Here is a 13,758-nt window from a genome sequence, read left to right on the forward strand (position 1 = left end):
AGAAAAGCAATAGTACTTTCGCCGCAAACTCCCGCGCTAGAGAGCCTGCGCGCTCTGTGTAGGAGCGGCCTTGCGCCGCGAAAGGGTCGCGAAGCGGCCCCAGACTCTTTGGCAGGGCCGAGATTGCCGGGGCTGCTGCGCAGCCCATTCGCGGCGCAAGGCCGCTCCTACACAGAGCGCGCAGGCCTCAAGGTCGGCAACTGGATACCAAAGGTATTGAGCCCGGCCCCACTGCGCACAAACACCTCCCCCCCATGCATCAGTGCAATCGCCTTGACGATCGCCAACCCCAACCCATGGTTGCCCCCACCGCTGTTGCTGCGCGCCGCATCCACGCGGTAGAAGCGCTCGAACAGCAACGGCAGGTGTTCATTGTCAATCGCCGGCCCCGGGTTGCTCACAGCTATGCTGACCTGCTCGGGCCCGGCATCGATCTGCACCTGGATCACCTGATGCGGCGCAGTGTGCTGCACGGCGTTGTTCAGCAGATTGATCAGCGCCCGGCGGAAATGGGCCTTTTCGATGGGCGCCTGGGCATCGCCTATCACGCTCACGCTGACCTGGGCGTCTTCGAGGATGTAGTCCAGGTAGTCGAGTGTGGTTGCCACTTCCTCGGCCAGGGAGGCCTGGGTCAGGGCGGTGGCCTTGCTGCCTTGGTCGGCACTGGCCAGGAAGAGCATGTCGTTGATGATGCTGCGCAGGCGCTCCAGCTCTTCCAGGTTCGATTGCAGCACTTCGAAGTAATGCTCGGCACTGCGCCCGCGGGTGAGCGCGACCTGGGTCTGGCCGATCAGGTTGGTCAGCGGCGAGCGCAGCTCATGGGCGACGTCGGCGTTGAAGGCTTCCAGCCGTGAGTAGGCCTGGCTGACACGGTCGAGCGCGGCGTTGAAGGCGCCCGCGAACTGTGCCAGCTCCGGCGCCAGGGCATGGGTTTGCAAACGCCCGTCCAGGCGTGGAGGGGCCAGGGCCTGGGCCTCGTTGGACAACGCCAGCAGCGGACGAAGGCCAATGCGCGCCACCCAGTAACCCAGTACTGAAGCCAGCAGCACGCCGAGTACTGCCAGCCCGACAATCGCCACCAGCAAGCTGTGCTGGGCCTGCCAGAAGGTTTCGGTGTCGATGCCGATCAGAAAGCGCAGTGCCGGCCGTTCGCCCAGCGCCGGAAGTTCACTGACCAGCACCTTGTACGGGTAGGGCCGGTCAGGCAGGTGCAGGTCGCGCATGCCCTGTGGCCCTTCGGCGAAGGCACGTACCAGCTCGCTGGGGTGACCGTAGTCGTAGGCCGGGTTGCTGCTGACCACCCAGAAGCGGATGCGCTTGTCCTCTTCGCTGAGCAGGTTGAGCTTGTTGTTGATCTTGGTCCAGTGATCTGGCGTGCCGAAGCGGTTGAGGGTGGATTCGAGCACGCTGAAGCGCGCGTCCAGCTCCGCTTGCGGCAGCAGGTCGAGGCTGCGGTCGACCTGGCGATACAGCGCCCAGCCGATCAGCAGGAATACACCCAGTGCCACCAGAATGAACAGCGCCGACAGGCGCAGGGCGATGGAATTACCCCGCACGGTTTTCCAGGACATAGCCCATGCCTCGGATGGTGTGCAGCAGCTTGTTGTCGAAGGGCCCGTCGAGCTTGGCGCGCAGGCGTTTGATCGCCACTTCCACGACGTTGGCGTCGCTGTCGAAGTTGATGTCCCAGACCAGCTCGGCAATCGCCGTCTTCGACAGGATTTCACCCTGCCGCCGGGCCAGCACGCTGAGCAGCGAGAACTCCTTGGCAGTCAGGTCCAGACGCTGGCCGGCGCGTGTGGCCTTGCGTGCCATCAGGTCGATCCACAAGTCTGCCACTTGCACCTGCAACGGTTCATGGCTGCTGCTGCGGCGGGTCAGGGCTTGCAGGCGGGCGACCAGTTCGAGGAACGAGAACGGCTTGCCCAGGTAGTCGTCGGCGCCTTCACGCAGGCCATGAATGCGGTCTTCGACCCGCTCACGGGCGGTCAGCATGATCACCGGCGTCTGCTTGCGCGCGCGCAAGGCGCGCAGCACACCATAGCCGTCCAGGCCAGGCAGCATCACATCCAGCACGATTACCGCGTAGTCGCCCTCCAGGGCCAGGTGCAGGCCATCGATGCCGTCCCGTGCCAGGTCCACGGTAAAGCCCTGTTCGCTCAGGCCGCGATGCAGGTAGTCGGCGGTTTTTTCTTCGTCTTCGATGATCAGCACACGCATGGTCTTGTCCTAGCTGGCACTTGGCGCTGCCGCAGGGGCAGCCTGGCGGCGGTGGAACAGGCGCTCCAGGGCCAAGTATATGACCGGGGTGGTGAACAGCGTCAGGGCCTGGCTCACCAGCAGGCCACCCACCACCGCAATGCCCAGTGGCTGGCGCAGCTCGGCGCCGGTGCCAAAGCCGAACATCAGCGGCACTGCGCCCAGCAGCGCGGCCAGGGTAGTCATGATGATCGGGCGGAAGCGCACCAGGCAGGCCTGGCGTATCGCCTGCTCGGGCGTCATGCCGTGATGGCGCTGGGCTTCGAGCGCGAAGTCGATGAGCAGGATGCCGTTCTTCTTGACGATGCCGATCAGCAGTACCACGCCGATCAGCCCCATGATGCTGAAGTCCTGCCCGCTGGCCCACAGCAGGATGATCGCGCCCAGGCCGGCTGAGGGCAGGGTGGAGATGATGGTCAGCGGGTGGACGAAGCTCTCGTAGAGCACGCCGAGGATGATGTACACCGCCACCAGCGCGGCAAGGATCAGGTAGGGCTGGCTCGACAGCGAGCTCTGGAACGCCTGGGCGGCGCCCTGGAAGTTGCCGGTGATCGAGTCGGGCATGCCCAGCTCGCGCTGCGCACGTTCCAGGATCTGCACCGCATCGCCCAAGGCCACGCCGGGGGCCAGGTTGAACGACAGGTTGGCGGCCGGGAACAGGCCGTCGTGGCTGATCGACAGCGGCCCGGTGCTTGGCGCGGCGACATGCGCCAGGGCCGACAGCGGCACCATCTCGTTGGTCAGTGGCGAGCGCAGGTAGAAGAAATTGAGGCTTTCAGCCTTGCCACGCTGTTGCGCGTCCAGTTCGAGGATGACCTTGTACTGGTTGGTCTCGGTCTGGAATTCGCTGATCTGGCGCTGGCCGAAGGCATCGTACAAGGCCTGGTCGACGTCGGTGGTGGTCAGGCCGAAACGCGCTGCGGCCTGGCGGTCGATATCGATGCGGGTGACGCTGGCGCCCAGTTGCAGGTCGTTGGACAGGTCGCGCAGCGCCGGGTTTTCCCGCAGGCGGTCGGTCAGGCGCTGGGTCCACAGGTTGAGCGCGACCCCGTCGTTGCTCTTGAGCACGTACTGGTACTGGGTGCGTGACGGGCCGGAGCTGAGGTTGATGTCCTGGCCGGCGCGCATGTACAGGACGATGCCCGGCACCTGGGCCAGCTTCGGGCGGATCCGGTCGATCCATTCGCTGGCCGAGACGTCGCGCTCGCCGCGGGGCTTTAGCGAGATCCAGAAACGGCCGTTGGCGATGGTCTGGTTGCTGCCGGTCACCCCGACCGAGTGCGAATAGGCGCGCACTGCCGGGTCGTCACCGATGATCTTCGCCAGCGCCAGGTGCTTCTCGATCATCGACGGGTAGGACACATCCGCCGCTGCCTCGGTTGTGCCAAGGATGAAGCCGGTGTCCTGCAGCGGGAAGAAGCCTTTGGGGATGCCCACGTAGCCGGCCACGGCCAGCGCCAGGGTAATGCCGAACACCCCCAGCGTGATCCGCCGGTGGGCCAGTGCGCGGTCCAGGCCTTTTTCGTACCAACCCAGCAGGCGCTGGCCGAAACCGCCTTGGTGGTCGCCGGGTGGGCGGCGCATGAACAGCGCCGAAAGGGTGGGGGCCAGGGTCAGCGAGACCACCACCGAAATCAGGATGGTCGCCGTGGCGGTCAGGGCGAACTCCTTGAACAGCCGGCCCACCACACCGCCCATGAACAGCAGTGGAATGAAGGCGGCGATCAGCGAGAAACTGATCGACACCACGGTGAAACCGATCTCGCCGGCGCCTTTGAGCGCTGCAGTGCGGCTATCGTCGCCGGCTTCCAGGTGGCGATGGATGTTCTCCACCACGACGATCGCGTCGTCGACCACGAAACCGACAGCAATCACGATGGCCACCAGGGTCAGGTTGTTGAGGCTGAAACCGAACACGTACATCAGTGCGCACGTGGCGATCAGCGAGACGCCGAGCACGCTGGAGACAATGAAGGTGGCCGACCACTGGCGCAGGAACAGCGCCATTACCCCGATCACCAGCGCCACCGCGATCATCAGGGTCAGCTCGACTTCATGCAGCGAGCTGCGGATGGTCTGGGTGCGGTCCTGCAGCACCGACACTTCAACCGAGGCCGGCAGCATTTCCTGCAAGCGCGGCAAGGCGTCGAGCACCCGGTCCACGGTGTCGACGATATTGGCGCCGGGCTGGCGGAAGATCACCAGGTTAAGCCCCGGCTGATTGCCCGACCAGGCCCTTACATACGCGTTCTCGGCACCGTTGATCACCTTGGCCACGTCCTTCAGGTGCACCGGGGCGCCGTTGCGGTAGCTGACGATCAGCTGGGCATAGTCTTCGGGGTGAAACAGCTGGTCGTTGGCGGCAATGGTCGACACGCTGTGCTCGCCGTACAGCGCGCCTTTGGCCAGGTTCAGGCTGGTCTGCTGGATGGCCAGGCGCACGTCGGCCAGGGTCAGGCCGATGGCTGCCAGTTTCTCGGGTTGTGCCTGCACCCGGATGGCCGGGCGCAGCTGGCCGGTGATGTTGATCAGGCCGACCCCGTCGATCTGGCTGAGCTGGCGGGCCAGGAGGGTTTCGGCGTAGTCGCTGAGCTCGTTGCCGGGCATCTGTGCAGAGCTGACGGTGAGGATTACCACCGGGCTGTCGGCCGGGTTGACCTTGCGCCAGGTGGGCGGGCTGGGCAGGTCCTGGGGCAGGCGGGCGGTGGCGGTGTTGATCGCCGCCTGCACTTCCTGGGCGGCGGTGTCGATGTTCTTGTCGAGGGTGAACTGCAGGATCAGCGTAGTCGAGCCCAGCGCGCTGCTGCTGGTCATCTGGGTCATGCCGGGGATGGCGCTGAACTGCACCTCCAGCGGCGTGGCCACCGACGAGGCCATGGTTTCCGGGCTGGCACCGGGCAGCTGGGCAGTGACCTGGATGGTCGGGAAATCGGCCTCGGGCAGCGGCGCCACGGGCAACCGCGGGAAGGCGATGGCGCCCAGCAGCACCAGGGCGAAGGTCAGCAGCAGGGTGGCGATAGGGTGATCGATGCACCAGGCCGAGACGCCATTGCGGGTGTTCATGGCTGGCTCCTGCGGTCGGCCATCTCGGCAGGCGCCGGGGCATCAGGGGTGATCTCGACCCTGGAGCCGGGTTTGAGGCGCGACTGGCCATCGAGCACCAGCTGGTCACCGGCCTTTACCCCGGCGACGATGTTCAGTGTGCTGTCCTGGTACAGCACCTTGACCGGCACGCTGGTGACCTTGTCGCCGTCGACGCGGTAGACGAAGTGGCCATCGATGCTGCGTTGCACCACGGGCGGCGGCACCACCAGGGCGTCTTCGTCCATCGCCGTGCGCAACCGTACGGTGACCAGTTGCCCCGGCCACAGCAGGCCGTCCTTGTTGTCGAACTCGGCTTTGACCCGCACCGTGCCGGTGTTGGCCGAAATCTGGTTGTCGATAAGCGCAAGGTGGCCTGCGCCCAGCAGGTTGCGCTCGCCATCGGCATCCATGTAGGCCTCGACCAGCGCAGGGGCTTGCGCCTTTAGCAGGCCTTGGAGGGTCGGCAGCATCTGTTGCGGCAGTGAGAACTCCACAGCGATCGGGTCGATCTGGGTCACGCTGAACAGCCCCTGGGTGTCGCTGGTGCGCACCAGGTTGCCGGGGTCGATATTGCGTATGCCGACGCGCCCGGTTACCGGCGAGCGTATCTGGGTGTAGGAGAGTTGCACCTCGGCATTGGCGATGGCCGCCTGGTTGCCCTTGACCGTGGCTTGCAGCTGGTTGACCAACGCCTGCTGCTGGTCGAGGGTTTGCTTGGACACGCCGTCATCGCTGCTGAGCAGGCGGTAGCGCTTGAGGTCGACGCCGGCCACCTGGATCTGTGCCTGGCTCTGGCCGAGTTGTGCACGGGCCTGGTCGAGGCTGGCGCGGATGCTGCGGTCGTCGAGGGTGGCGAGCAGGTCGCCTTGCTTGACCCATTGGCCTTCCTTGACCAGCACTTGGGTGAGTATCCCCTCTACTTGTGGCCGGACCTCGACGCTGTGCAGCGACAGCACCGAGCCGATGGCGCTGGCATAGCGCGGCACGTCCTGCTGGGCAACGCTGACCACGCGTACCGGCACGGCGGTTTGCGCGCGAGTAGCCGGTGCGGGTTGGCGCTGGCTGAACCAGATGCCTGCTACCACCAGGGCCAGGAGCGCCAGGGCGGCGAGGAAGGCAGAGCGGGACGGACGTCGCATCGGTGCGGGCACCTTGGCTAGAAGGGAGGGAAACGGTTGTCTGTACTCAATCTTATAGCCCCCGAACCGGGTCGGCAGCGTGACGGCTGGCTGACAGCGCTGTCAGTTTCACCTGGTGGTATGCGACCGGGGACCAGTGTGGGAGCGGGCATGCCCGCGAAGAATACAACGCGGTGGATGGCACCGGCTGCGCCGGTGTTCGCGGGCACGCCCGCTCCCACAGTTACCGTGGAGGGCTTTCTGAAGTCGCTCCGGCTAGAAGCCGATGAAGGCGTAGTACACCGGGGGTTCGCTGGTAGTGCGCAAACCAAGCCCCTGCAAGCTCGCGACCAGCGCCTCATCCTGCACATGCAGGGTCCACTGCCCGTCGTCATCCCACTGCTCGCGCGCCAGCGCCGTGGCAAACGCGCCCATGTCCGGCAGGTAGGCGGTAAAGCCATTGCCCTTGAGCGCACTGGTGGTCATGCCCAGCGCCTGGCACACCGCCACCTTGGCGGCAATGTCATCGCGGTCGGCCTGCCGCGAGGCTTGCACCAGCGCTTCCAGTTCCGCATCCACCAGTTGGGTGCCGTGTATCAGTTCCGGCCCCTGCTGCCAGGCCTCGGGCGGGCAGTCCTTGCTGGCCGGGCGCAGCGGAATGTGCGGGTTGATTTCCACCGGGTAGATGCGACAAACCAACGGGCGCTGGTCGTAGATGGTGCACAGGTCGTTGTCGTCGAGGTTGCGGCATCGGCCGGGGTTGAACGCGGCGAAGGTCACCGACACGCGTGCCTCGCCGTGGCCGCAAGCCACTGGATACGAGCGGCGCAGCGCATGTTCGCGCTGCTCAGGCGGCATACCGGGGCCATCAGTCACGAAGGCCTCGATCAGCACTATCACCTGGCCGGCATCATCTGCCCAGCGGCGGGCCTCGGCCAGCGTCAGGGGCACGTGGTGCCCGGTGCAGCACTTGCCGCAGCCGGTACAACCGAATCGCAAGCTGTCGGTCACTTGGCTTCCGGGCTCCACTCGCTGATGAAGGCACGCTGGTGCTGGCGGTCGTACAGGCACAGCTCGGTGCCGGTGCGTTGCTGCATATGCTTCTGCGGGTAGACGCCTTCGACCAGCAGGGCGCTCATGCCGACCTGGTCATCGAACTCGGCGGGCTTGCCGCGGGCGTGGGCATCCTTGAACTGGCTGGCGGCCAGGCAGGCCTTGAGCATCTGTTGGCGCTGCTCGTTCCAGGCCTGGCTGCTGGAGGCCTGGGCGATACCGCTGAAGAGGGCGCAGGTGATCAGGATAGAGCTGAAAAACTTCATACGCGATTCCGGCAATTTGCTTGCGAGGGGCGCGAATTATGCCCGACTCACCCCCGGCGGCAAGCCGGGGAGTTTGTCGCTTAATATATCAGTGCTCTGCGAACACCACGGTACGTGCGGCCACCACCAGACAATCGGTCAGCTCTGGCGAGGAGAACTTGGTGAGGATGGCGTTGGCCCCGGCCTGGGTGGCCTTCTCGCTGCTCATGGCGCTGTCCAGCGAGGTGTGCAGCAGCACGTACAGGTGCTGAAAGTCAGGGGTTTCGCGCAGGGTGCGGGTGAAGGCGTAGCCGTCCATTTCGCTCATTTCGATGTCGGAGACGATGATGTTGATCTCCTGGGCGGTGCCTTGCAGCTCCAGCAACACGTTGATGGCGTCTTTGGCGCTGCGCGCGGTGTGGCATTCGATGCCCAGGTTACGCAGGGTGTGCACCGACTGCTGCAGCGCCACCTGGCTGTCGTCCACCACCAGGATGTTGGCGGCGGCCAGCAGGCTGGCGTCTTCTTCGCTCAAGGTGCCGTGAGGCGGTTCGGCCTGCGGTGGGGCGATGGAGTGGATGACTTTTTCGATGTCCAGCACCTGCACCAGGGTGTTGTCGACCCGCGTCACGCCGGTGATGTACGAGCGGTTGCCCGAAGCAAAGGGCGGCGGTTTGATGTCGGTGCTCAGGCAATGCACGATGCGGCTCACCGCCTGCACATGCAGGCCTTGGCGCGAGCGGCTGATTTCAGTGACGATCAGGCAGCCGCCTTGCGGGTCTTCCAGGGGCCGCTCGCCGATGGCGCGTGACAGGTCGATGACCGACAGCGAATGGCCACGCAGGGTCGCCACACCTTTCACGTTGGGGTGCGATTCCGGCAGCTTGGTCAGCGGCGGGCAGGGGATGATTTCGCTGACCTTGAGCAGGTTGATTGCCATCAACTTGCCGCTGCGCAGGGTGAACAGCAGCAGGGACAACGAGTCCGCGCGGGCATTTTGCGTGGCCATGGTGACCTTCGGTGGGGAACAGGGGATAACTGGTTATCGGCCTGTTCCGGTCGGGCTTTAGGGATTTAGCACAGAACTCGGGGATGCTTGGGACCCTGTGGGAGCGGGCATGCCCGCGAAGCGTGGGACGCGGTACATGGCACCGGCTTCGCCGGTGTTCGCGGGCATGCCCGCTCCCACGGGTGATGTGTGTAAACGCCTGGATCAGCGTTCGCGCAGGGCCTCCTTGGCCCGGTTCAGCGGCTTGATCAGGTAATCGAGGATGGTCTTCTCGCCGGTGCGGATATCCACCGTGGCAATCATCCCCGGCACGATCGCAAAATGCTTGCCGGCCTTGTTCTGCAAGCTGTCCTGCTCGGTGCGGATGAACACCCGGTAGTAGTAGATTTCCGGTTTCACCTCATCCTGCAGGGTGTCCGGCGAGATCCCTACCACCTTGCCATCCAGCCCGCCATACACCGAATAGTCATAGGCACTGATCTTGACCTTGGCCGCCTGATCCGGGTGGATGAAGGCGATATCGCGTGGGGCGATGCGGGTTTCGATCAGCAGGCGTTCGTCCATCGGCACGATCTTCATCACCTGGCCACCGGGCTGCACCACGCCGCCCAGGGTATTGACCTCGATGTCCTTGACGATGCCGCGCACCGGTGAGCGCAAGGTCAGGCGGGTAAGCGAGTCACTTCGCCCACGGACCACTTCCGACAGGCTGTCGGCCTCGGCGCTGGCTTTGGCCAGCTCTTCCCGGGCACGCACAAGGTAGTCGGAGCGGGCTTCGTTGGCCTTGAGCTCCAGTTCTGAACGCTGGCGGTTCAGGCGAATCACTTCGACCCGGCTGGAGGCGCCCATCTTTGCAAGGTTCTCGGTAATCTTCAGCTCGCTACGCACCAGTTGCAGCGAGTCCTGGATGCCAGCCAGGGTCTGCTCCAGCCCGCGGCGGCGGGTCTGGTACAGCGCGGTTTCCGCGTCTATCAGGTCGGGCGAGTCGCGCAGGCTTTCCGGGAAGGTCAGCGGCTTGCCCGTTACCTCTGCCTGCAGGCGTGCCTGGCTGGCCTTGGCAGCGCGGTACTTGGCTTCGCTCTCGCCGACACTGGAGGCGGTCTTGGTCGGGTCGAGCTGGGCCAGCACCTGGCCGCGCTCGACCAGGTCGCCTTCGGCCACGCTCATCTGCGCGACGATGCCGCCCTCGAACGACTGGATCACCTGCTCCCGCGAACTGGGGATCACCTTGCCGGTGCCGGTGGACACTTCGGTCACCTCGAACCAGGCGGCCCAGGCCAGGAATGCGGCCAGCATCAAGGCACAGATGGTGATGATGCGGCCGGCGCGGAACACCGCCTGGTCGTCCTGTCCATCCAGGTAGGAGGCCGGGAGTTCATGGTTGCTCATGCCTGGGCTCCTTGCAGTTTGGCCAGCGCGGCATCGCGGGTGTCATCGATGACGATGCGCCCGCCGTCCAGTACCAGGATGCGGTCGACCCGTTGCAGCACGCTCAGGCGGTGGGTGGCGATCACCAGGGTGCGGCCCTGGCAGAAGCGTTCGAGGTTATCCAGCAGTTTGCGCTCGGTCATGTCGTCCAGCGACGCAGTCGGCTCGTCCAGCAGCAACACTTGCGGCTGGCGCACCAGCAGGCGCGACAGCACCAGGGCCTGGCGCTGGCCGCCGGACAAGCCCAGGCCGCCTTCCAGGATCAGGTGGTCCATGCCCTTGGGCAGGCGGCGGACGAAGTCCAGCGCGCCCGTGGCAGCCAGCGCGGCCACCAGCTCCTGGTCACTGGCCTGGCCGGCGCCGAGGGTGAGGTTTTCCCGCAGGGTGCCGTGGAACAAGCGCGCGTACTGTGGCAGCAGGCCCACGTCACGGCGCAGGTCGGCCGGGTCGAGGTGGCCCATGGCGATGCCGTCCAGGCTGACCTCGCCTTGCACCAGGTCCATGGCCCCTCCCAGGGCTTGCAGCAGGGTCGACTTGCCGGCGCCGTTGCGCCCGAGAACGGCAATGCGCTCGCCCGGCTGGATATCCAGCTGGCCGATGTTCAGCACTGGCGGGGACTCCTCGCTGTAGCGGAAGTTGGCCTGGCGCAGGCGGTACTCGCCACGAATCGCCGGCAGGTGTACGCGGGCTTCGCCTTCGGGGTGGTCGACCGGTGACTGCATCAGCTTGTCCAGCCCTTGCAGGGCCACCTTGGCCTGCTGCCAGCGGGTCAGTACATGGGTCAGTTGCGCCAGTGGCGCCATCATCCGTGACGACAGCATCGACGCCGCCACCAGGCTACCGGTAGTAAGGTCGCCGGCGATGACCATCGGCGCGCCGACTACGATGACCACGGCAAACACCGCGCCCTGCACGTTCTGGGTCCAGGTCACCAGGCCGTTGGTGAGGGTGCGCAGGCGCAGGTTGGTGTGGGCGCAGGCGGCGTTGTACTGGTTCCACTGCCGCTCGAAGCGTGCTTCGGCCTGCAGTGCCTTGATCTCGTCCAGGCCCTGGATGCTTTCTACCAGCATGGCGTTGCGCAGCGCCGACTCGCGCATGGAGGCATTGGCCAGCCGCGCCAGGCGCCGTTGGGCCAGTACCCCAGGCACCACCATGGCCAGCAGCGCGGCTAGCGGGATGAACACCAGCACGCCGCCGATCAGCCAGAACACGAACAGGAACAACAGGAAGAACGGCAGGTCGGCCAGCGCCGTGGCGGTGCTGGAAGTGATCAGGTCGCGGATCGATTCCAGCTCGCGCAGTTGCGAGATGAACGAACCGGTGGACTTCGGCCGCACCGAGTTGCGCAGGCGCAAGGCATGCCCGTAGACCAGGTCGCTCACCCGCAGGTCGGCGCGCTTGCCGAGCAGGTCCGTCACCTTCAGCCGCAGCAGGCGCATGCTGAAGTCGAACACCAGCGCCAGCACTACACCCCCGAACAGCACGTACAGGGTTGGCAGCGACTCGGCCGGGATCACCCGGTCGTACACCTGCATCGAGAACAGAACCCCCGCGAGGGCCAATACGTTGGCTACCAGCGAGGCCACCATCACCTGCCCATAGGGGCGCAGGTCGCGCAGCACGATGCGGGCAAACCAGTGGCGGTCGTAGGGTGCGGTGTAGTCATCGGTGCGCACATCGCGCAGCGGCCGTGCCGGGCGCAGCAGCGCAACGCGGTTGATGCGGCCCTTGAGGCTGTCGCGGGGCAGGCGAGAGGTCAGGCCCTGGTCACCGGCAAACACCACCGCCAGGTCGTCCTCTTCGGTGACCGATTCCACCACCGCCAGCTGGCCATCATCCAGTTCCAGTACCAGCGGTGTACGCCACTGTCTCAAGCCCTTGGCGTCGAAGCGCACGAAGCGCAGGGCCAGGCCGGCCTGGCGCGCCATGTGGCGAAGGATTTCATCCAGCGGGCGAGCATCCTCGACGGCGGCCAGGCGAATACGCTGGGGCGACACGTCCAGGCGGTAGTGGTGCGCCACCTGCAGCATCACTTCCAGCCACGGCCCAAGGTCCGGTCGATGAGGCGCTTCGGCCGCGGGGGCCGTGGGCTGTTCAGGCAGGGTCACATTGATCGAATCGGTCATGGCTGGATCTCCACCCCTTGCAGGTTGCGCCCCTCAAGGCCAAAGGCCGTGCGCAGGGCGCCGGTGTTGTACAGGCAGTCGACATCCAGGCGCAGCAGGTCGGAGCGGGTGCCGGCGAGTTCGAAGCGTGACTGGTAGATCTCCTGCTCGGCGTTGAGCAGGTCGAGCAGGGGCCGCGTGCCCAGGTCCAGGTACTGGCGGCCGTAGAGCATGCGCGCTTCCTGGATGCTGACCTGGCGCGCTTCCAGCGAAGTCAGCCGGCGGCCTAGCCCGGAGGTTTGTGCCATGGCCTCGGCCAGGCCACGACGGGCTTGCAGGCGGGCCGCGTCTTCGGCGGAGTCGGCGGCGGTCAGGGCGTGGCCGGCTGCGCGGCTGCGGGCGCTGATGGCACCCCCTTGATAGATAGGCACCTCGACGTTCAGGTAGATGCCTGCCTGGGTGCGGTCCATGCGTGAGTTGTCGCGGTTGTAGTCGTTGTCCAGGTAGTGGTTGACCTGCGGTTGCAACGACAGGGTCGGGTAGGCCTCGGCCTTGGCCTGGGCCAGCTCGGCCTGGCCCTGGGCGCGCTGGGCCAGGGCCATGAGCACGGCAGGCAGGCGGTCATCGCCTTGCGAGGGCCGCTTGCAGGCCTGGTTCAGCGCTGCTGGCGAATCCTCGGCCAGCGCCGGTGGGGTGATGCGCCCCATCAGTGCCGCCAGGGTCGAACGCCAGCGCTCGTACTGCGACTGGTATTCCTCCAGCGTGGCGCGGGCGCTCTCCACACGGGACTCGGCCTGCACCACGTCGGAGCGCGTGCTGGCGCCCATGTCGCTGCGTTGGCGGGCCATGCCGGCAATGTCACCGACCCCGCGAATCTGGTCGCGGGCAATGGTCATCAGTTGCTCGTAGCGGCGGGTTTCGATCCAGGCATAAGCGGTGTCGCGGGCCAGGTCGTCGACCACCAGCAGGATATTGGCCTGGGCGCGCGCGGCAGCAGCCTGGGCCGCGCTGACGGCGCTGTCGACCTTGCCGAAGTCGTAGAGCATCTGCTTGAGCGACAGGTTCAGCGCCTGGCTGTTGCGGTCGCCGCCATAACCGGTGTCATAACCGGTGCGGATACCGCCGGAAATCTGCGGGTAATACCCGGCGCGGGCGACGTTGATGCCTTCGCCCTGCTTATAGAGGTTGCCGATGGCCTCGGCGATGCTGGGGTGCCATTGAGCGGCCTGCAGCACCGCGTCGGTCAGCCCCAGCCGCTCGCCACTGGCGACCGGGGCCATGCCGGTGGCGGGGCGTGCGGGCACCGCTTCGGGCGCATCGCGTAACAGCGATGGCCCGATCTGGCGCAGTTGGGGGTCTATGTCATCGGCTGCCAGGGCAACCGGGTGGAGGTTCAGGGCCAGGAGCCCGAAGGCTCCCAGCAACAGCGGTGACAGCGGACTGCTTCGCTTCACATA

Annotated in this window: 10 protein-coding genes; all 10 read right to left on the reverse strand. The window is 65.9% G+C overall.

Features of this window, described 5'->3' with window-relative positions; genetic code table 11:
* Positions 1–167: 167 nt before the first annotated feature.
* On the reverse strand, positions 168–1,571 hold the full coding sequence (locus E8E78_RS10965) for a heavy metal sensor histidine kinase (protein WP_061202970.1): 1,404 nt from the start codon (positions 1,569–1,571) through the stop codon (positions 168–170).
* Positions 1,546–2,220: a heavy metal response regulator transcription factor gene (locus E8E78_RS10970; RefSeq protein WP_012270545.1), complete on the reverse strand. Its 675-nt coding sequence runs from the start codon at positions 2,218–2,220 to the stop codon at positions 1,546–1,548. Before E8E78_RS10970 ends, E8E78_RS10965 begins: the two co-directional genes overlap by 26 nt.
* Before the next feature lie 9 nt (positions 2,221–2,229).
* A complete protein-coding gene (locus E8E78_RS10975) occupies positions 2,230–5,322 on the reverse strand; it encodes a multidrug efflux RND transporter permease subunit (protein ID WP_049277260.1) in 3,093 nt (1,030 codons plus the stop codon).
* Positions 5,319–6,482: an efflux RND transporter periplasmic adaptor subunit gene (locus E8E78_RS10980; RefSeq protein WP_049277261.1), complete on the reverse strand. Its 1,164-nt coding sequence runs from the start codon at positions 6,480–6,482 to the stop codon at positions 5,319–5,321. The genes E8E78_RS10975 and E8E78_RS10980 overlap by 4 nt, the downstream gene beginning before the upstream one ends.
* 255 nt (positions 6,483–6,737) lie before the next feature.
* Entirely contained in the window at positions 6,738–7,472 is a 735-nt protein-coding gene (locus E8E78_RS10985) for a YkgJ family cysteine cluster protein (RefSeq protein WP_049277263.1), read from the reverse strand.
* On the reverse strand, positions 7,469–7,780 hold the full coding sequence (locus E8E78_RS10990) for a hypothetical protein (protein WP_016501439.1): 312 nt from the start codon (positions 7,778–7,780) through the stop codon (positions 7,469–7,471). The genes E8E78_RS10985 and E8E78_RS10990 overlap by 4 nt, the downstream gene beginning before the upstream one ends.
* A gap of 88 nt (positions 7,781–7,868) precedes the next feature.
* The gene (locus E8E78_RS10995; RefSeq protein WP_049277265.1) at positions 7,869–8,768 is read right to left on the reverse strand and encodes a chemotaxis protein; all 900 of its coding nucleotides are present in this window, start codon (positions 8,766–8,768) and stop codon (positions 7,869–7,871) included.
* 204 nt (positions 8,769–8,972) lie between these two features.
* Positions 8,973–10,157, reverse strand: coding sequence for an HlyD family type I secretion periplasmic adaptor subunit (locus tag E8E78_RS11000; protein WP_059396041.1), 1,185 nt, complete (start codon positions 10,155–10,157; stop codon positions 8,973–8,975).
* Positions 10,154–12,322 carry a type I secretion system permease/ATPase gene (locus E8E78_RS11005; RefSeq protein WP_016501436.1) on the reverse strand — a complete coding sequence of 723 codons (2,169 nt, stop codon included), beginning with the start codon at positions 12,320–12,322 and terminating at the stop codon, positions 10,154–10,156. Before E8E78_RS11005 ends, E8E78_RS11000 begins: the two co-directional genes overlap by 4 nt.
* Positions 12,319–13,755, reverse strand: coding sequence for a TolC family outer membrane protein (locus E8E78_RS11010; RefSeq protein WP_280313619.1), 1,437 nt, complete (start codon positions 13,753–13,755; stop codon positions 12,319–12,321). The genes E8E78_RS11005 and E8E78_RS11010 overlap by 4 nt, the downstream gene beginning before the upstream one ends.
* Between the last annotated feature and the right edge of the window lie 3 nt (positions 13,756–13,758).

The sequence above is a fragment of the Pseudomonas sp. BN505 genome (assembly GCF_029873175.1).
Lineage (GTDB): Bacteria > Pseudomonadota > Gammaproteobacteria > Pseudomonadales > Pseudomonadaceae > Aquipseudomonas > Aquipseudomonas putida.

Coding starts and splice junctions, on each gene's coding strand:
- E8E78_RS10970 (WP_012270545.1), bottom strand. CDS start 2,220: ATGCGTGTGCTGATCATCGAAGACGAAGAAAAAACCGCCGACTACCTG.
- E8E78_RS11000 (WP_059396041.1), bottom strand. CDS start 10,157: ATGAGCAACCATGAACTCCCGGCCTCCTACCTGGATGGACAGGACGAC.
- E8E78_RS10980 (WP_049277261.1), bottom strand. CDS start 6,482: ATGCGACGTCCGTCCCGCTCTGCCTTCCTCGCCGCCCTGGCGCTCCTG.
- E8E78_RS10975 (WP_049277260.1), bottom strand. CDS start 5,322: ATGAACACCCGCAATGGCGTCTCGGCCTGGTGCATCGATCACCCTATC.
- E8E78_RS10995 (WP_049277265.1), bottom strand. CDS start 8,768: ATGGCCACGCAAAATGCCCGCGCGGACTCGTTGTCCCTGCTGCTGTTC.
- E8E78_RS10965 (WP_061202970.1), bottom strand. CDS start 1,571: ATGTCCTGGAAAACCGTGCGGGGTAATTCCATCGCCCTGCGCCTGTCG.
- E8E78_RS10990 (WP_016501439.1), bottom strand. CDS start 7,780: ATGAAGTTTTTCAGCTCTATCCTGATCACCTGCGCCCTCTTCAGCGGT.
- E8E78_RS11005 (WP_016501436.1), bottom strand. CDS start 12,322: ATGACCGATTCGATCAATGTGACCCTGCCTGAACAGCCCACGGCCCCC.